This window comes from Microbulbifer donghaiensis, assembly GCF_900129095.1.
Taxonomy (GTDB): domain Bacteria; phylum Pseudomonadota; class Gammaproteobacteria; order Pseudomonadales; family Cellvibrionaceae; genus Microbulbifer; species Microbulbifer donghaiensis.
Window position 1 is genome coordinate 1,185,475 of record NZ_FQVA01000001.1, and the last position, 18,179, is coordinate 1,203,653.

General features: G+C 59.8%; 16 protein-coding genes. 7 read left to right on the forward strand and 9 right to left on the reverse strand.

The genetic code is table 11. The features are described from left to right. Positions 1 to 583: 583 nt before the first annotated feature. The 6 genes from BUC36_RS04980 to BUC36_RS05010 all read right to left on the reverse strand — a co-directional run bounded on the left by BUC36_RS04980 (position 584) and on the right by BUC36_RS05010 (position 8,512). Complete coding sequence (locus tag BUC36_RS04980) at positions 584 to 2,350, reverse strand: carboxylesterase/lipase family protein (RefSeq protein WP_073272295.1); 1,767 nt, start codon at positions 2,348 to 2,350, stop codon at positions 584 to 586. 112 nt (positions 2,351 to 2,462) lie between these two features. Continuing rightward, the gene (locus BUC36_RS04985; RefSeq protein ID WP_073272298.1) at positions 2,463 to 4,094 is read right to left on the reverse strand and encodes a long-chain fatty acid--CoA ligase; all 1,632 of its coding nucleotides are present in this window, start codon (positions 4,092 to 4,094) and stop codon (positions 2,463 to 2,465) included. Positions 4,095 to 4,298: 204 nt separating this feature from the next. Then, the gene (locus BUC36_RS04990; RefSeq protein ID WP_200797184.1) at positions 4,299 to 6,575 is read right to left on the reverse strand and encodes a TonB-dependent receptor; all 2,277 of its coding nucleotides are present in this window, start codon (positions 6,573 to 6,575) and stop codon (positions 4,299 to 4,301) included. A 37-nt stretch (positions 6,576 to 6,612) separates the two neighbouring features. Next, the gene (locus BUC36_RS04995) at positions 6,613 to 7,440 is read right to left on the reverse strand and encodes an alpha/beta fold hydrolase (protein ID WP_073272301.1); all 828 of its coding nucleotides are present in this window, start codon (positions 7,438 to 7,440) and stop codon (positions 6,613 to 6,615) included. A gap of 218 nt (positions 7,441 to 7,658) precedes the next feature. Beyond that, positions 7,659 to 8,294 carry a TetR/AcrR family transcriptional regulator gene (locus tag BUC36_RS05005; protein ID WP_200797185.1) on the reverse strand — a complete coding sequence of 212 codons (636 nt, stop codon included), beginning with the start codon at positions 8,292 to 8,294 and terminating at the stop codon, positions 7,659 to 7,661. 2 nt (positions 8,295 to 8,296) lie between these two features. Further along, positions 8,297 to 8,512, reverse strand: a complete 216-nt coding sequence (locus BUC36_RS05010) for a DUF3820 family protein (RefSeq protein ID WP_073272308.1) — start codon at positions 8,510 to 8,512, stop codon at positions 8,297 to 8,299. 213 nt (positions 8,513 to 8,725) lie between these two features. Here BUC36_RS05010 and BUC36_RS05015 point away from each other — a divergent pair, with 213 nt between their 5' ends. After that, positions 8,726 to 8,986, forward strand: a complete 261-nt coding sequence (locus BUC36_RS05015) for a glycine zipper domain-containing protein (RefSeq protein WP_073272310.1) — start codon at positions 8,726 to 8,728, stop codon at positions 8,984 to 8,986. Between the two features lie 65 nt (positions 8,987 to 9,051). Here the strand turns inward: BUC36_RS05015 and BUC36_RS05020 are convergent, their stop codons facing one another. The 3 genes from BUC36_RS05020 to dcd are packed head-to-tail and all read right to left on the reverse strand — an operon-like array spanning position 9,052 to position 11,077. Further along, positions 9,052 to 9,237, reverse strand: coding sequence for a hypothetical protein (locus tag BUC36_RS05020; RefSeq protein WP_073272312.1), 186 nt, complete (start codon positions 9,235 to 9,237; stop codon positions 9,052 to 9,054). A 17-nt stretch (positions 9,238 to 9,254) separates the two neighbouring features. Next, positions 9,255 to 10,463, reverse strand: a complete 1,209-nt coding sequence (locus tag BUC36_RS05025) for a BaiN/RdsA family NAD(P)/FAD-dependent oxidoreductase (protein ID WP_073272314.1) — start codon at positions 10,461 to 10,463, stop codon at positions 9,255 to 9,257. Positions 10,464 to 10,507: 44 nt separating this feature from the next. Then, complete coding sequence (gene dcd / locus BUC36_RS05030) at positions 10,508 to 11,077, reverse strand: dCTP deaminase (protein WP_073272317.1); 570 nt, start codon at positions 11,075 to 11,077, stop codon at positions 10,508 to 10,510. A 224-nt stretch (positions 11,078 to 11,301) separates the two neighbouring features. Between dcd and imuA the strand changes: the two genes are divergently transcribed. The 6 genes from imuA (at position 11,302) to BUC36_RS05060 (ending at position 18,167) form a co-directional block, all read left to right on the forward strand. Beyond that, on the forward strand, positions 11,302 to 12,009 hold the full coding sequence (gene imuA, locus BUC36_RS05035; RefSeq protein ID WP_073272319.1) for a translesion DNA synthesis-associated protein ImuA: 708 nt from the start codon (positions 11,302 to 11,304) through the stop codon (positions 12,007 to 12,009). Positions 12,010 to 12,169: 160 nt separating this feature from the next. Continuing rightward, positions 12,170 to 13,681 carry a Y-family DNA polymerase gene (locus BUC36_RS05040; protein WP_073272321.1) on the forward strand — a complete coding sequence of 504 codons (1,512 nt, stop codon included), beginning with the start codon at positions 12,170 to 12,172 and terminating at the stop codon, positions 13,679 to 13,681. 107 nt (positions 13,682 to 13,788) lie between these two features. After that, positions 13,789 to 14,052 carry a CopG family ribbon-helix-helix protein gene (locus BUC36_RS05045; RefSeq protein ID WP_073272323.1) on the forward strand — a complete coding sequence of 88 codons (264 nt, stop codon included), beginning with the start codon at positions 13,789 to 13,791 and terminating at the stop codon, positions 14,050 to 14,052. Further along, the gene (locus BUC36_RS05050) at positions 14,037 to 14,327 is read left to right on the forward strand and encodes a type II toxin-antitoxin system RelE/ParE family toxin (protein WP_073272325.1); all 291 of its coding nucleotides are present in this window, start codon (positions 14,037 to 14,039) and stop codon (positions 14,325 to 14,327) included. The genes BUC36_RS05045 and BUC36_RS05050 overlap by 16 nt, the downstream gene beginning before the upstream one ends. Positions 14,328 to 14,359: 32 nt before the next feature. Beyond that, positions 14,360 to 14,668 (forward strand): helix-turn-helix domain-containing protein, encoded by a 309-nt coding sequence (locus BUC36_RS05055; RefSeq protein WP_073272328.1) that lies wholly within the window; start codon positions 14,360 to 14,362, stop codon positions 14,666 to 14,668. A gap of 337 nt (positions 14,669 to 15,005) precedes the next feature. After that, positions 15,006 to 18,167 (forward strand): error-prone DNA polymerase, encoded by a 3,162-nt coding sequence (locus BUC36_RS05060; RefSeq protein ID WP_073272330.1) that lies wholly within the window; start codon positions 15,006 to 15,008, stop codon positions 18,165 to 18,167. The last annotated feature ends 12 nt before the right edge of the window (positions 18,168 to 18,179 follow it).

Below are 18,179 nucleotides of genomic sequence, written 5' to 3' on the forward strand. Positions count from 1 at the left end.
ACCACCGCGCGGTGGTCAAACGGAAAAGCGGCCCACGTGGCCGCTTTTTTGTTTCTTCCTTCCGGGTACAGTGGAATATCGACCACGTCCCTCATCGACAACGACATTCCACATTGGTCGCACAAACCGGAAAAATAACTAAAAATTCAGCAACATTTAATCTGGATGTTTTGTCTTTGCTGTGATGCTTGGCATTCGGTTCTGCCGGACTGCAGGTGGAAAATTTTGTGGCAGGCACAAAGAATTAGCGGCCGAAATCATTTCGACCGCTCCCTCTTTAAGCTGACTGGCTCTACTCCCGCTGTTCACCTCGCTGAAGTCTTTCGTTCAGACCAGTGGTTACCCGCTGTGGGTCTATTTACGGGTTAGTCCAAGTCTCCCGTTGCGGACCGCTTCTTCTTGCTCCCCTTTTCCTTCGGGGACTGCTTTTGCCCAGGCACTTATATATTAGTGTGGCAAAGCGCGCGCACCAACTGCGGCCGCGCCAGTCCAGAGTCGCATTGACACAAAATAAAATTGGCGCAAAGTAAAAAAAGCAAGGCGCAGAGCGCCCTGCCAAGCACGACGCGATCAGGGTGCGATGCTACTGATAGCTTACGTCCGCATCTTCCAGTTGTACCTGGAAGTTCGATATCAGCTCTTCGGCCCGCTGCCTCTCTTCTGCATTCAACTGGTTCAGCGCATTGTTCACGTCGGACAGCCAGAAATCGTGCGAATTCGTATGCACGTTGTTGTCCAGAATCAGGCGCTTTTGATAGATCCAGAAGTTGGACCAGTCATACCACTCCGGCAGGCCGTCAAACCACTTGTTGGGATTGCCCGTGCGCATAAACTGGCTGACATACCGGATGAAAGTGTCGGAGAGCACTTCGCGCTGTGACTGGTTCTGGGCACTGATCATATAACGCATGAAATCCGGCTGGTCGGATCCGGGAAAATTGCCAAACAGGAACGGCAGGTCCATACCGTGCACAGCGCCAAAGGCTTCCTTCCACGGCTGCGGCGCGTCGTCCCAGTCAAAGTTGTAGCGATAGATATTGCCCTGCAGCAGACGCAGGTAGCGGCATATATTGTCGATCGTCAGGTCGACGGCGAGGCTCAGCGTGCGGTGTACCGGGTAGTAGGAGGGATAGAGATCCGGTTCGATGATATCCGTCACCGCGAGACTGGCGGGATCCTGGTAGTTGGCCATATCCCACAGCTCGGTCAGTGACGGCCTGAGGTAGCCAGCCAGGACACCGGCGAACAGGGAGCCTTCGTCCTTGGTGGTCCCCAATATCATCGGCACCTTGTGATAGCCGCCGGCAGTCAGGTCCGCGTAGCCGGCCCAGGGTATTACATGACCGTCGGTGAAATGTCCCATCACTACCGGACTCGGCGTGTGCCGCACAATCGCCTCTGCCGGCAGCGCGCGCAGGAAGTTGCGAATCCAGATATCGCTCTGGCCGAGCCGAAACTGTGCCGCAGACAGCTTGTCCGCGGCGTAGCCGTTTTCTACCAGCAAACTGTCAATCACATCATTGGACTGCACTTCACCCAGGGCTTTCGGGTAAGCGTTGGGCAGCCCGGACATGCACAGCATACGGTCCACCAACGCATCCGCCAGCGGCGACTGCAGCAGGCCCCACGCATTTATGCAGCCTGCGGACTGGCCGGCAATCGTCACCTTGTTCGGATCGCCGCCGAATCCGCGAATATTGTCCCGCACCCATTCCAGGCCCTTGATCAGGTCCAGGGTGGCGAAATTGCCCGAGTCGTCCTTCGGGTCGCCCTCCGCCAGGGCGCCGTTGAAGAACCAGCCGAGGCTGCCGACACGGTAGTTTACGGTGACCACCACCGCGTTGGCTTTCTGCGCAAAGTTTGCGCCGCTATAGAGCACTTCGGATCCCGCGCCCAGGCGGTTGGAGCCGCCGTGAATCCAGAAGAGCACCGGCAGATTTTCGGCACTGCTCCGGGGGCGCCAGACATTCAGATACAGGCAGTCCTCGGAGCCGATCGGCAGATCGAAAGTGGCCGGATTCGGTTCGCCAAAAAAGCTGCCGAGCTGTGAACAGATGCTGCCGAATTGACTCGCATCGCGCACGCCCGACCACGCCTGCGGATCGCGCGGCGCGCGCCAACGCAGATCACCGAGCGGCGCCTCGGCAAACGGGATACCGCGCCAGGACTGGGTATTGTTGGTATCGGCAACGCCCTGCACCTGGGCGCCGCCGAGAGAAGTAATACTGCGCAAAAGGGACTGGCTGTCTGCCGCGTCGGCGACCTGGCTGATACAGAGGATGGTGATCAGCGCGACCAGTCGCCGGCCGAACCGGGAGATCATCGCTGGAGGCTTTTCGAAGGCATACATTATTATTTTCCTCGATAGGTTTTTTCCGCGACTACAGAAATTCTGTGTGCTACCCGACTCCTCTTTCTCGCAGAATGTTGGTTGATTTCCGCCAGGCGTCGATGCAACGCCATCATTGCGGCTCAGTTTGCGGCCAGCGGTACTCGGTGAGCTGGTCACGCAGATCTTTTTTGCTGATCTTGCCGGTAGCGGTATGGGGGATCTCGTTTACCAGCAGGCAGTCGTCGGGAATCCACCAGTTGGCCACCCGACCGCGGAATCCCTCGAGAATCTGCTGCGCATCGAGTTGCACGCCGGCACTCGGCACGACTACCAGTAACGGCCGTTCATCCCACTTTTCGTGCGCGATGCCGATGACGGCAGCTTCCTGTATCCCCGCCATGGCCACAGCGAGATTTTCCAATTCGATGGAAGATATCCACTCACCGCCGGACTTAATGACATCTTTAGTGCGGTCGGTAATACCCAGGTAGCCGTCGGCATCTATGGTCGCCACGTCGCCGGTATCGAACCAGCCATCATCGGTGAGCGCGGAAGTTTCCGCCTTGAAATAGCGCTCGCAGACCCAGGGTCCGCGCACCTGCAGCGCGCCGCAGGCAGTGCCGTCGTGCGGCAGGCTGTTGCCGCACTCGTCGACGATACGCATCTCCACGCCGAAGACGGTGCGGCCCTGTTTGAGTCGCAGTTTTCTGGCCTCTTCTGCGGGCAGAGCGCCTGGCACCCGCGCATTGAAGGTGCCGAGGGGACTCATTTCCGTCATGCCCCAGGCGTGGTGCGTGTAGACGCCGTGGCGCGCCTCGAACTCCTCCATGATCGACCAGGGACAGGCGGCACCGCCGACAATGACCCGCCGCAGGCTGGGAATCTGCTGGCCCGTTTCACGCAGGTATCGCTGTAACGCCAGCCACACCGTGGGCACGCCCGCGGCGACGTTGACGCCCTCCTCCCGAATCAGGTTACACAAGGTTTCGCCGCAGCCCATTTTCGGACCGGGCAAAACGAGCTTGGCCCCCATCACCGGAGCCGCGTAAGGCAGGGACCAGGCGTTGACATGGAACATGGGCACGACCGGCATGACTGCCTCCTGCCCCTGCAACGCGAAAGCGTTGGGCATCAGCACACCGTAGGTATGCAACACCATCGCACGATGTGAATAGAGCACTCCCTTGGGGTTGCCGGTGGTACCGGAGGTGTAACACAGCGCCGCCGCGCTCTGCTCGTCCAGCTGCGGCCAGTCAAACGCCCCGCTTTCCGCCGCCAGCAACTCCTCATAGCAGTGCGCATCCGGCAGGCTGGTCTGCGGCATATGGGCACTGTCCGTAAGAATCACGCAACCCTTTACGCCCGCGAGCCTGTCGGCGATCGATTCCAGTAATGGCACAAACGAGGGATCGATAAACAGCCAGCGGTCCTCTGCATGCTGGATGATGTAGATGATCTGCTCGGCAAACAGCCGCGGGTTGATGGTGTGACAGATGAGCCCGCTGCAGGAAGTGGCGTAATAGAGTTCGAAGTGACGGTAGTCATTCCACGCCAGGGTGCCGATACAGTCCCCCTGCCGGGCGCCAAGTTTTTGCAGCGCACTGGCCAGCTGCGCAGCGCGGTCGAAGGCCTGGCCATAGGTATAGCGATGGCGCGGGTCGTCTGCAGTAATGGAAACGATTTCCCGGTCAGCAAAATTTTGTTGCGCATGGCGCATTATGCCGGTGAGGGTCAGCTGCCCCTGCATCATCAGGCCGTGCATGGTTTCTCCACTGTTTATTTTTGCTTGTTAAACGCGACCGATTGCCGCGATCTATACCGGGAGGCACAGGGCGAGGTCCTGACGCCGGGGGCCATCCGCCAGACGATTGCCGAAGAGGCTGTTTGTCGGATGGCCACCGGCGGCAGGACCGATTCGAAGCGACGGGCTCCGATCGCGGCCAACGGCCTCTCCTACCAGGTTCGCTTAGAGATCGAGATTCAACCGCAATGCCCAGACCCGCGGATCGCCGTAATAGCCACTCACGATCGGGAATCCGGAGCCGCGCAGGTCATAGCCGGTATTGCGATACTCCTCGTCGGTGAGGTTCCTGCCTTCCAACGCCAGACGCCAGCTCTCCGCGGGAGGGGTGAATACCAGTGCCGCGTTCCACAGCCCGTAACCCTCCTGGAAAACGATGTCGCTCAGGTCGGTGGTGGGATAGACATCGTCGCGGTAGTTGTAACTCAGGCGGGCATCCAGCCGGCCCAGTTCGGCCAGCGGAAAGGAAAAGTCCCCGTTGACGGTGTAGGTCAGTTCCGGCGTATTGGTGAACTCCTGCTCGTCGGCGACATTCACGCCGCCGGAGATATATTCCTTGTAATAGGCATCCAGCCAGGTCGCGTTGCCACTCAGGGCAAAGAACTCGCTGGGCGCCCACTGGTATTCGAGTTCCACACCGCGAATCACGCCGGCACCGGCATTGGTGAAGTCGCCGAAGAAGCTGTCGTTATTGCCGTCGCCGGTGGTATCCACGCCGGTAAAGATACTCAGCTGGATATCTTCGTAGTCGCTGTAGAAAGCCGCCGCATTGACGCGCAGCGTCTCGCTGAGATCTGCCTTGATACCCAGCTCGTAGCTGCTGACCCGCTCCGGCTTGTACGGATTCTGTGAGTCCGGCACCTGGACCGTATTGGCGCGGATATTGAAGCCGCCGCTCTTGAAGCCTTCGCTGTAACTGGCATAGACCAGTGTGCTGTCGTTCAGTTGATGATCGAGGCCAATGCGCGGGGAGAAATCCGTCCAGCTTTCCGAGCCTTCGAAATCCGCAGTCACCTGGCCGGTGGGAATGGTGAAGTCCTCATCCGCCATACTCTGGTTCAGCACCAGCGCCTGCTTTTTCTCGCGATTAAAACGCCCGCCCAGGCTGAGCGAGGTCGCCTCGGTGAGGCTGTAGCTCAGGTCGCCGAAGAGCGCCGCCGCATCGGTTTCCACCTCACCGCCGCTCGCGCCGTAAATCGCCAGGGTCGGCCCGAGTATGGATTCCAGCCCCGGAGCGACCAGTGCCGTCGGCAGGCCAAAGCGATTGCGCACGACGCCGCCGGCGCTGGCATCCAGCAGGTAGAGACCAAAAACACCGTCCAGTCGCTCGCCGCTGTACTGCCACTGGAATTCCTGGCTCAGCTGCTCATCGTATTGCACACCGTCCACGTCGGCGATCGGATAGGGGCCGCCGTCAAAATCAATGGCCTGATTGAATTCGCCCTCGCGGCGCGCGGTAATCGATTTGAAGCCCCAGTTGCCCTCGCCCTCCCAGCTGATGGTCAGCGCCGTACCGGAGTTGTCGGTATCGTTGTTCTGGTTGGCAAAGCCGTTGTCCACGTCGTAGCGGTCATCGCTTACCGGCAGTGGCGCCGCGCCACTGAAGAAGGACTCGATCACGTTCGGCACCATGCGCTGGGCGCCGGGCACCGCGGATCTGTCGTAGACAACGTCGTGGGCGAGGTTGACAGTCCAGCGCTCACTCGGCCGCCATTCGATCGCGGCGCGTCCGGCGTAGAGCTGTTTATCGGAGACCGCGGCACCGGTGAGGCGATTCTCGCCGAAGCCGTCGCGCTCGAAGGATCCGACGGCCAGGCTGGCATAGAGGTTTTCCGTCAACGGTGTGCTGACGGCGGCTTTGAAATCCCGCTGGTTGTAACTGCCGAGCGCGGCCTGCAGCGAGATTTCCGTTTCCTCAGCGATGGGCCGGCTTACATATTTGATCGCCCCGCCGATGGTATTGCGCCCATATAAGGATCCCTGCGGGCCGCGCAGTATTTCCACCCGCTCAACGTCGAGCATTTCCAGCAGTGCGCCCTGCGGGCGCGCCAGATAGACATCGTCCACGTAGATACCGACACCGGGCTCGACACCCCAGAGTGGATCGGACTGGCCGACACCGCGGATATAGGCGGTGACCGTGGAACTGGTGGCACGCGCGGGATAAACGGTAAGCCCCGGCGCCTGGGACTGCAGATCCGCGAGGTCGGAAACTCCGGCAATCAGCATTTCTTCCCCGCTGAGTGCGCTGACCGCTTGCGGCACTTCCTGCAGTGACTCCTCGCGCCGGCGCGCGGAAACGACAACCTCCTCCATCGCCTGGGCACTCTGCTGTGCAAAAACCTGTGGCGCCGCGACCCAGCTCATGCTGCTCAATCCGGCGACGGCCAGCGGCAGAATTTTTTTACGAAAACCAGGTACCACGTTATTGTTATTCGACATACCCAATCCCTCTCTCGCTGTAGTTATATTTGTAAACTCAGATGTAGTTGGCTGACTCCAACGGTTTTTCTGTCCTTTTTGCGTGTTCGCGCAGGAATGCACGAATTTGTGCATTGCACTGCTCCGGCCGGTCCATCGGCGAAGCATGGCCGGAGTTTTCGATCACCGATAATCGCGCATTGCCCAGCGTTGCCGCGTACGCGGCCTTGTAGGAAACCGGTGTGTAATCCCGGTCCGCGGTCAGTATCAGCACAGCGACAGGACTGCCGGCGACCTCGCGCCACACATTGAAGTTGCCGATAGCGCGCAGGATTTTCAGATAGGTTTGTTCATCGGCTGCAGCGATGCTCTGCAGGAATTTTTCCCGCAGCGGCTGTTGATCGGCGCGGGGAAAGAGTTTCGGCGCAATGCGCTTTGCCAGTGTCTTCAGGCCAAAGCCGCGAATCAGCAGTGTGCGCAGTGCAACCACCAGCTGCAGGCGCCAGCGCCCGGAAGCCATACCCGGGCCGGAATTGATCACTGTCAGCGAGTGCAGCCTTTCGGCACTGCTGGCCAGCAGCTGGAAGGCCACCATGCCCCCGAGGGAAAGGCCGGCCACATGGGCGCGGGCGATGCCGAGATGATCGAGCAGCGCCAGGGCATCTTCGGCCAGGGTCTTCATGGAGACAGGTCCGGCACAGATATCGCTGTTGCCATGACCGGGAAAATCCAGGGTCAGCACGCGAAACTCGCCTTGCAGCTTGTCGAACTGCGGCTGCCAGTCAGTGCCCTGGGAGCCGAGACCGTGCAGCAGCAACAGCGGCGCGCCCTGACCGGCGCTGTCGGTAAAGAACAGGTTGCGACCATCGCGGGAAAAGTACGGCATGGTTTTTTCTCATATCGCTTTTGTTATTTTTCTGCTCGGATTCCGGGCCCGGCTTCCAGCTCGGGCTCTCTCGGGCTTTACTGCAACCGAAGAGGCCGCAAGGCCAAAATGGAATCGGAATATGAATTCCGATACCGAAAGACTACTCTTCGACGATGACTATGGCAAGGGGCTTAATGCATCGGGGGTGTAAACAGGTGCCAGTGTGTGGGCGGGATCTATTGAGGGCCGCGCAGGTATCCCAGCAGCAAGCGGGCTATCTCATCCCGTAGCTCGCCTGCGGGAAGACCACCGAGGGTGCCGGTGACCGTGTGCTGGTTGAGGGCACCCAGTACCATGTGCACCCCGGAAGCCACTGCCTGCTGGGGGTTGCTGTGCAATACCTGCTCCATGAAAGGCTCCAGGCAGTCACAGGCGGTAGAGGAAATATGGGTATTGAGCTGATGGACCCGATCGCGGAAGGCCGCGCTGCGCGACGCACGCAGAATCACCGCGCGCAGCACGCCCCGCCGACCGGTATAAATATCGATATAGGTATCGGTCAGCAGGCGCACTCCCTCGGCCAAATCCCGGCACCCGGCACCGGCATCGCGCAGGGACGCAGTGGTATCCGCGAGTTTTTGCATGAAACGCTGCAGCAACAGTAGCGAAAGGGTGTCCTTGTCCCCAAGCAAGCGATAGAAGGTACCCACGGAGGAATCCGCCAGGCTCGCAATTTCCGCCACGCTGGCCTCTTCAAACCGGTTGTTGGCCAACAACTCCTCGCCGACAGCCAGTAAGCGCTCCAGAGCCTGACGGCTGCGAATCTGGCTGGGCTCAGGGACCTGAACCAGCGTGAGGTCTGGGTGGGTCATCACTATCCTTCTTTCAGCGGTTGAATCAGGCCCTGCAGACCTTCAATTTTGATTTCAAGCGTCAGCGCCATCAATCGTCCCAGCCTGCCCGCAGGAAACTCTTTCTTGGCAAACCACAGCAGGTATTCTTCCGGCAGGTCGATCAGCACACGTCCGGCGTATTTACCAAACGGCATAGGGGTGCGCGCTATATCCAGCAGGTCTTGTTGTTCAAACATTGCCAATCTTCTTGTCGCAGCGCCCGGGCGCGGGGCTGGTTGCAGTGATCCAGCTTACCCGATTGCACCCTGCGGCGATAAGGTCAATTTTACAGCCACCCTGCGTCGCCATTTGTTGCACCAAACTCGCCACCCTACACTGGCTTCGACATAGGCCGGCGAAATTCTTAGCCCGGCTCACTCAGCCTCAACCGAGTTGTGAGAGAGGTGTCTATGCGTATCAAAGTCTTTAAATCTCTGGGCCTGGCTGCCTTCCTGGTTGTCGGTCTTCTATTCCAGGGCTGCGCCAATATGAGCGACAAAGACCGTCGTATCGGTACCGGGGCCGGTATCGGTGCGGTAACCGGTGCCCTGATCAGCGGCGGCCGCCCGGGAGCCACGGCAGCGGGTGCCGTTATCGGTGCCGGTGCCGGCTATGTCTACGACCGGGAGAAGAAGAAGAGATACTACCGCGGCCGTTACTACCGCTATTAATCAGCCCAGCCACTTGAAGTTAACCCGGCAATCGAATTTGCCGGGTTAACTTTTTACCAGGTCGGCTACAGCAGCTCGGTCTTGGTTTTGCCGCAGCGCTGGCATCGGTACTCGGTCACCAGCTTGCCCTGCTTTACGTCGAACTTGCGCTCGGTAACCACCTGCCACTTGTGAAAACCGTCGCGGCACAGGCTGCTGCCCTTGTGTTTCTGCCAGGCAGTTTTTTTCTTGAACGGAATCACATCGCCCATTGTTTCATCCACTCCGCTTATGCGACTTCACCAGCCGCGTGACCCGAAGCCCAGGCCCACTGAAAATTGTACCCGCCCAGCCAGCCGGTCACATCCAGCACTTCGCCGACAAAATAGAGCCCCGGCTGCGTCTTGCACTCCATGGTGCGCGAAGAGATAGCATCGGTATCCACACCGCCCAGGGTCACCTCAGCGGTGCGATAACCCTCGGTGCCGGCGGGCACCAGCTGCCAGGTTTGCAGCTTGGTGCCGATTGTGGCCAGTTCGCTTTCACCGTACTGCTTCAGTGCCCGGCTGTCGATTCCCTGCCGCTGCAGAAAATACTGCACCAGCTTCTTGCTCCAGATTTCCGCCAGCACACTGTGCAGGTGGCTGTCCGGATTCTCCGCGCGTCGCTGCAGCAGCCAATCGCCCAGATCGCGCCCGGGCGCCAGGTCGAATTCAACCGCCTGCCCTTCGCGCCAGTGGCTGGAAATCTGCAACACCGCCGGGCCGCTGAGGCCGCGGTGGGTAAACAGCATCTGCTCATTGAAACTGCCCTCGCCGCAGCTGGCGGTCACCGCCAGCGCACTGCCGGGCAGATCCTGCTGCCGCTCGAGCTGGCGCCTGTGCTGGGTAAAGGGCACCAGGGCGGCGCGGGTTGGGATAATGCTCAGGCCGAACTGGCGCGCGACCTCGTAGCCGAAGCCAGTAGCGCCCATGGTCGGAATCGACAGGCCGCCGGTGGCGATTACCAGGGATTCACAGGCCACCCGCCCGAGGGAAGTATCGACCAGATAGCCTTGTTGCAGCGGCTCTATCGACTGGATACTGCAGCGGGTGCGGACCTGCGCCTTCGCCGCGCGGCACTCCGCCAGCAGCAGGTCGACAACATCCTTGGATTTGTTGTCGCAAAACAGCTGGCCGAGAGTCTTCTCGTGATACGGAATACCATGCTTCTCGACCAGCGCGATAAAGTCCCATTGGGTGTAGCGGGCCAGCGCCGATTTGCAGAAGTGCGGATTTTCGCTGTAGAAGTTCTCCGGCGCGGTATACAGGTTGGTGAAATTGCAGCGGCCGCCGCCGGACATCAGGATTTTCTTGCCGACCTTATTCGCGTGGTCGAGCACCAGCACGCTGCGCCCGCGCTGCCCGGCAGTAGCCGCGCACATCAGCCCCGCCGCACCGGCACCGATAATCAGTACATCGACACTTTCGGGCAATTGGCTGGGAGAGGTTTCATTCATGGAGGGAAGATCGGCCGCCCGCAGGAGCGCGGGCAGCCCGGGAATCAGGCCCGCGGCAGGGTGACGCCGCGCTGGCCCTGGTACTTGCCGCCGCGATCCGCGTAGGACACGTCGCAGACTTCATCGGATTCGAAGAACAGCATCTGCGCCACACCTTCGTGGGCGTAGATCTTCGCCGGCAGGTTGGTGGTGTTGGAGAATTCCAGGGTCACATGCCCTTCCCACTCCGGCTCCAGCGGCGTCACGTTCACGATGATGCCGCAGCGCGCATAGGTGGACTTGCCCAGGCAGATGGTCAGCACCGAGCGCGGGATGCGGAAGTACTCGACGGTGCGTGCCAGCGCGAAGGAGTTCGGCGGGATGATGCACGAATCGCCTTCCACATCGACAAAGCTGTTCTCGTCGAAAGTCTTCGGATCCACGGTGGCGGAATGCACATTGGTAAAGATCTTGAATTCACTGGCGCAGCGCACGTCGTAGCCGTAGCTGGAGGTGCCGTAGGAGATCAACCGCTCACCATTGCCGTTCTGGCGCACCTGGCCCGGCTCAAACGGCTCGATCATGCCGTGTTGCTCGGCCATACGGCGAATCCACTTGTCGGACTTGATACTCACACCGCCCCCCTAGGTACATTTGTGACTGGTCGATTCTTTGTCTTTGGTTTGTTGTCTGGACCGACAACGAGGCCGAATCATAGCCGTTTTACGCTGTGCAAAAAAGTGCCAATCACATCACTACCCCCTTGTTGCCCCCAATCAACTACTGTATAAATTGCCAGTAACTGCTGTACGCATATACAGTTATCGCCTCGACAGGGCGGACAACGAGGGCCGAAATCGTGAGCAACGCCGAAAACCTATTACAAAACAATCAGTTAGCCGATCCGTCAAAACAGCAGCGCCTGAGTCAGCTGCTCGCCCGGCCGGATATCTGGCAGGCCGCCAACGAACACAAGCGCCAGCGCGGCGGCATCGCCAGCGGCTTCAGCAGCCTGGATGCCCTGCTCACCGGTCGCGGCTGGCCCCGCGGCGCCACCACCGAACTGCTGGTCAACCAGTCCGGTATCGGCGAGATCTCCCTGTTACTGCCTGCTCTGGCGGAACTGACCCAGCGCGAGCAGATGGTGGTACTGGTGAACCCGCCCTTCATTCCCTACGCCCCGGCACTTGCCAGCGCCGGCGTGCAGCTGGAGAAGCTGCTGATCATCCACCCTCGCGGCCAGAAGGACGAACTCTGGGCCACCGAACAGGCACTGCAGTCCGGCTGCTGCGGTGCCCTGCTCAGCTGGCAGGGCCGCCAGGCGCCGGTGGACAAGGACCTGCGCCGCCTGCAGCTGGCCGCCCGCGAGGGCGACTGCCTGCACTTCCACTTCCGCCCCCAATCCTGCGCCGCCAGCCCATCGCCGGCCAGCCTGCGCCTGCAGCTGGGCAGTGACGGCGATCAGCTGGCGGTACAGCTACTGAAGCAGCTCGGCGGCCAGTCCGGCCAGCGACTGCACCTGGCCCGCAGTGCAGACCTGGTCCGCCGCGACCAGCCGCTGCACTGACAAACGCGGGCCCCAGGCCCGTCCGTAGGAGCCTGCTTGCAGGCGAACAGATAGCGATTCGCTTGCAAGCAAGCTCCTACGAGCGATGTAGGAGCGGCCGTTGGCCGCGATCGATCTATCCGAATAAGCGACCTGCAGTAGGCAAAAACGGAAACCCAAAATGCTCTGGCTCTGTATTCAGTTCCCCAAACTCCCCCTGGAAGTGCTGACCCGCGCCCAGCGCGGCGGCGCAGAATCCCATGCCCAGGCCGTGGTGGAACAGCAGCTGATCGTGGACGCCAACCAAACCGCCGCCGAGCGCGGCGTGGAGACCGGTCTCACTATCGCCACCGCCTGCGCCCTCTGTGCGAACCTGCAACTGCTGCAGCGGGACAGCCAGCGGGAGGATCAGCAACTGCAGCAACTGGCCCAGTGGGGCTACAGCTTCACCCCGGTAGTCTCCCCCCAGGCCGCCGGTTCGGTGGATGCCGGCGACGATCACTTCGCCTGCCTGTACCTGGAACTGAGCGGCTGCCTCAAGGCCAGCGGCGGACTGCAACCGCTATTGCAACAACTTAAGCGCGAACTGCGCCAGATGCGCATCAGCTGTTTTATGGGCCTCGGCCACAGCCCCAGCGCCGCGCGTATGCTCAGCCAGCTGCCGGAACACCGCCAGTGGCTGCGGGAAACCCAGGCTCCCCCCAGCCCGCAGCAGTGGCGCCAGTGGATCAGTTTCTCCCCGAGCAAACTGCTCGACTGCGACAACAAGACCATTGCCAAGCTCTACGCCTGCGGCATCAAACGAGTCAGCCAGTTGCTGGCGATCCCGCTGTCGGAAGTGGGCAGCCGCTTCGGCCGCAATTTCGTCGACTATCTGGCGCGCCTCAACGGCACCCGCCACGACCCAGTCCCCAGCTACCAGCCACCGCCGGAATTCCACAGCGAACTCTTTTTCCCGAGCCCGCTGGACAACAGCGAACAGCTGCTGTTTCCGGCCGGGCGCCTGGTGCGCGAGCTCTGCCAGCAGCTGCAGCGCCGCCAGCTGTACAGCCACCAGCTGCGCTGGAAACTGGATTTCGGCCAGCAGGGCTGCAAGGTGTTCAGCGTCGAGGTCTCGCGCCCATTGCTGGATGCGCAGCGACTGATCGCGCTGACCAAGTTACAGCTGGAAAGAATCAAGCTCGAACAGCCGATACAGGCCCTCAGCCTGACCTGCGATCAGTTGCTACCGATGGAACAGGACAAACTCGACGACGACCTGTTCGGCAAAGACACCCAGGTACAGCGCAGCCACCAGCTGCTGGACAAACTCAAGGCCCGCCTCGGCCACGAGGCCCTGTCCGGCGTCACCCTGAAAGAGAGCTACCTGCCGGAACAGGCCTGGCAGAGCGCCGACACCCTGGTACTGCAGAGCAACCGCCGCAAAAAGGGCCACCAGCTACAGCCCATCAACGCCCCCCGCCCCACCTGGCTGCTGTCCCGGCCCGACAAACTGCACAGCCGCGAACACAAACTGTTTTACCGCGGCGAGATCAAACTCCTGCAGGGGCCCGAACGCATCGACGGCTACTGGTGGCAACACGGCCGCCACGGGCGGGATTACTACATAGCGCGGGGAGAGGAAGGCGGGCTCTATTGGGTGTTTCAGGATCTGACTTCGGAAGATTGGTATCTGCACGGGGTCTACGCCTGAAATGAGACCCGCTGGTCAAAATGTACACACAGATCAGTTGTCGGTTGATCGATGCACGTCTAACATTGTTGTACTTTGATAAACAGTGTTAAACGCAGGTAATTGTCATGCTGGGTGTACGACTGGATGAACAACTCGAGCAACGCTTAACCGCACTGGCCAAGAGAATGCAACGATCCAAAAGCTATATCGCCAAAGAAGCCCTCAAGCTCTACATAGAGCGGGAGGAAACCAAGGAGCGTGAGAAGCAAATAGCCCTGGCACGCTGGGAGAGTTACCAACGAAGCGGTGAAGCCATCAGCAACGATGCCGTGATGGAGTTGCTGGATACCTGGGGAACTGAGCAGGAGAAGCCATGCCCAGAGAAATAGCGTGGCTTCCCGACGCCGTGACCGATCTACATCGACTGAAAGAATTCATACGGCAAGAAAACCCCCAGGCAGCACAACGAGCGGCAAACCGAATTAAAGAGGCAATGCAAATTTTGAAGCTAAATCCTGAAGCAGGGAGGCCTGTAGAAGAGGCCATGCCGTTCCGGGACCTGATTATTCCCTTCGGTAATGGAAATTATGTTCTCCGATATCGGGAGGATGGCCACCGACTGATTATTGTACGAATCGGACATAGTCGGGAACAGAGCTTCTAGGGATTCAACCTCAATCAAAGAGGCTAGCCAGAATGAGCAAGCTGCAAAAACTGAAAGAGCGAGCACTTCAGAACCCTGAAGTGCAGTGCGAGTACGACGTTCTTGCAGAAGAATACGAGCTGATACCAAACGAAGTAGTTGGCATGGTGATTGAGCAGAACATGACACCCATGCGCGCCTGGCGGGAGTACCTGAAACTGACCCAAGCCGAAGTCGCCAAGCGCCTGAACATTACCCAGGTAGCTTACGCTCAGCTGGAGGCCAGCCAGCGACCGCGAAAACCCACCTTGCAACGGGTATCTGCTGCACTAGGAATCACAGTAGAGCAACAGGCAATTTAGCCCATCGTGCCACAGGAATTGTGTTTAGCACCGTTTCGAGCTTGCACTCAATGATTGCTAATGATTGTTGTAGGAGCCTGCTTGCAGGCGAACCGATAAACGCTCCGTAGCCATTCGCTTGCAAGCAAGCTCCTACAGAAGAATCTCACTACGGAATAGCATTGTAGGATGGGCAAAGCGAAGCGTGCCCATCAGGACCATGGAAGATGGGCACGTCACTAGGTTCCTTTACCCATCCTACAGAGGGAGCGACATCTAAGTCAGCGCCATTCAGCAGCAAGCGCAAGGTGCGCCATGCCGCACCAAACAAAACCCCGCGTCCACCACCGGCCCGAACATGCAGTACGCCGAACTCTTCAGCCAAAGCAATTTTTCTTTCCTGCAGGGCGCCTCGCACCCGCAGGAACTGATCCAAACCGCGCACCAGCTGGGTTACAAAGCCCTGGCCATTACCGACGAATGCTCCCTGTCGGGCGTCGTGCGCGCCTACAAGGAATTGCAAAACCTGAAGTCGACCGGCGGTGATCTCAAACTGATCTGCGGCAGTTTCTTTCGCCTGCAGGAAGGCGAACAATTGGTGCTGCTGGCACCCAACAAATCCGCCTACAGCGAACTCTGCCAGCTGATCTCCACCTCCCGCCTGCGCGCGGAAAAAGGCCAATACCAGACTTACCTGCAAGACTTGCTGCAACTTTGCCATGAGGCGATTGCCCTGTGGCTACCACACAGAACACCACTGCATATTCCCGCAGAACTGAAACAACATTTCAGCCAACGCCTGTATATCGCGTTCAGTAACCAGCTGTTGCCGCAGCAAAATCTCCAAAATCATACGCTGATCAAGTTCGCCCAACAGGAGCAGCTGCCGCTGGTCGCCACCAATGCCGTATTGATGCACTGCCGCAGCCGCAAACCCCTACAGGATGTACTCAACGCCAACTACCACAACTGCACTCTGGATCAGCTGGGCTATCGCATCGAGCAAAATGCCGAGCGCTATCTGCGCACACTGGCGGATATCCAAGACCTGTATCCCCGCGAAGCGATAGAGAACACCATCACCATTGCCGAGCGCTGCCATTTCAGCCTCAGCGAACTGCGCTACCAGTACCCGTCAGAAGTAATCCCCGCGGGAAAAGAGCGCAGTGAGTACCTGCGCGAGCTGGTGGCAATTGGCCGGAAGGTGCGCTGGCCCCAGGGCCCCGAGCCGCGCATCGACGCGCAGATCGAAAAGGAGCTCGCACTGATTGCCGAGCTGGAGTACGAGCACTACTTCCTGACCATCTACGACATCGTGCAGTACGCCCGCAGCCAGCATATCCTCTACCAGGGGCGCGGCTCCGCCGCCAACTCGGTGGTCTGCTACTGCCTGTTTATCACCGAGATAGACCCGCACAAGATCGGCCTGCTGTTCGAGCGCTTTATCTCCCGCGAGCGCAACGAGCCACCGGATATCGACGTGGATTTCGAGCACGAAAGGCGCGAGGAGATCATCCAGTACATCTACGGCAAGTACGGCCGCGAACGCGCCGGCCTCGCCGCCACCAAAATCACCTACCGCTTCAAGAGCGCCCTGCGCGATATCGGCAAGGCCCTGGGTATCAGCGCCGCCACCATCGAGCAGCTGGTGGCCGAACGCGCCTGGTGGGACAAGCTGGAGGACTTCCCGCAGCAGATGGAAAAAGTCGGCATAGATCCAGCCAGCTCTGCCGGCAGGGCCCTGCCGCTATTGCTGGAGCAGATCTACGGCTTCCCCCGCCACCTGTCCCAGCACGTGGGTGGTTTCGTCATCACCGAACAGCCGCTGCACAAACTGGTGCCGATCGAAAACGCCGCCATGGAGGACCGCACCATCGTGCAGTGGGACAAGGAAGATATCGAAGACCTGCGGCTGATGAAGGTGGATATCCTCGCGCTCGGTATGCTCACCGCCCTGCGCAAATCCCTGAGCTATATCGCCCTCTACGGCCCCAGGCTGCGCCTGCAGGATATTCCGCCGGAAGACCCGGCCGTCTACGAAATGATGTGTCGCGCCGATACCGTCGGCGTCTTCCAGATCGAATCCCGCGCGCAGATGAGCATGCTGCCCCGGCTGCAGCCGCGCAGCTTCTACGAACTCACCATCGAAATCGCCATAGTGCGCCCCGGCCCGATCCAGGGCGGCATGGTGCACCCCTACCTGAAGCGCAAGCAGAAACTGGAACCGGTAACCTATCCCCACGAAAACCTGCGCCCGGTACTGGCGCGCACCCTCGGCGTGCCGATCTTCCAGGAACAGGTGATCCAGCTATCGATGGTCGCCGCCGGCTTCAGCGGCGGCGAAGCCGACGAACTGCGCCGCGCCATGGCCAGCTGGGGCAAGAATGGCAATCTCAATAAATTCAGGGACAAACTGATCCACGGCATGCTCGCCAACGGCTACCGGGCCGACTTCGCCGAACAGCTGTTCAACCAGATGAAAGGCTTCGGCTCCTACGGCTTCCCCGAATCTCATTCCGCCAGCTTCGCCCTGCTGGCCTACTTCTCCGCCTGGATCAAGCACCATCATCCAGCGGCCTTTTACTGCGGCTTGCTCAACAGCCAGCCGATGGGATTCTATGCGCCCGCGCAGCTGGTCTACGACGCCCAGCGAAAGAATGTGAAGGTTCTCCCCATCGATGTCCTCTACAGCCACTGGGAACACCGACTGGAACTCCCCCCTCCGCCGTCATTCCGGCGCAAGCCGGACCACGAAGGCATGGACGCCGAAGTGATCATTCGCAATGCGAATGACGCGAAGGGTGTGGTGCAGGAGCACCACATAATCCAAGCCCTCAGACTCGGCATGTGCCTGGTCAAAGAACTGAATGAAGAATCCGCAACCACCATCGTTGCCGTGAGAGAGCAGCATAACTTCACGTCCCCAACCCAGTTCCGCGAATTAACCCAACTCCCGAAGGAACAGGCCGCCGCCCTCGCCAGCGCCAACGCCTTCAAAAGCCTGAGTGAAAACCGCTACCTGGATACCTGGCTGTCACTGAACGGAGAAATGGAAGTAAACGCTATTAGCGAACACAGCCCGAGCAATTCCGTAGAGGACAACACTTTCAGCGACTACACCAGCACAGGCCTGACCCTGCGCGAACACCCCATAGCCCTGCTGCGCCGCCGCGACCGCTTCCGCAAGCACACCAGAGCCCAGGATCTAACCCGCTACCGCAACGGCCAACAGGCAACCGTTATAGGCCTGGTCACCTGCCGGCAGAGACCGGGAAGCGCCGCCGGCGTAATGTTCCTGACAGTGGAAGACGAAACCGGCGTGGTCAATGTGGTGCTGTGGGAGCAGGTGCAACAGCGCTACCGAACGGAAATAAAGCGGGGGAATGTGCTGGAAATCGCTGGGACGGTGCAACTCAATGCAGACCAGGAAAAGCAGGATTATTCAGTTATTCACCTGGTGGGGCAGAAAATCCGCTGCCTGGCATGGCAAGAAATCCAAGCCGTCAGGAGCTTCCACTGAAGAAAGAGGGCC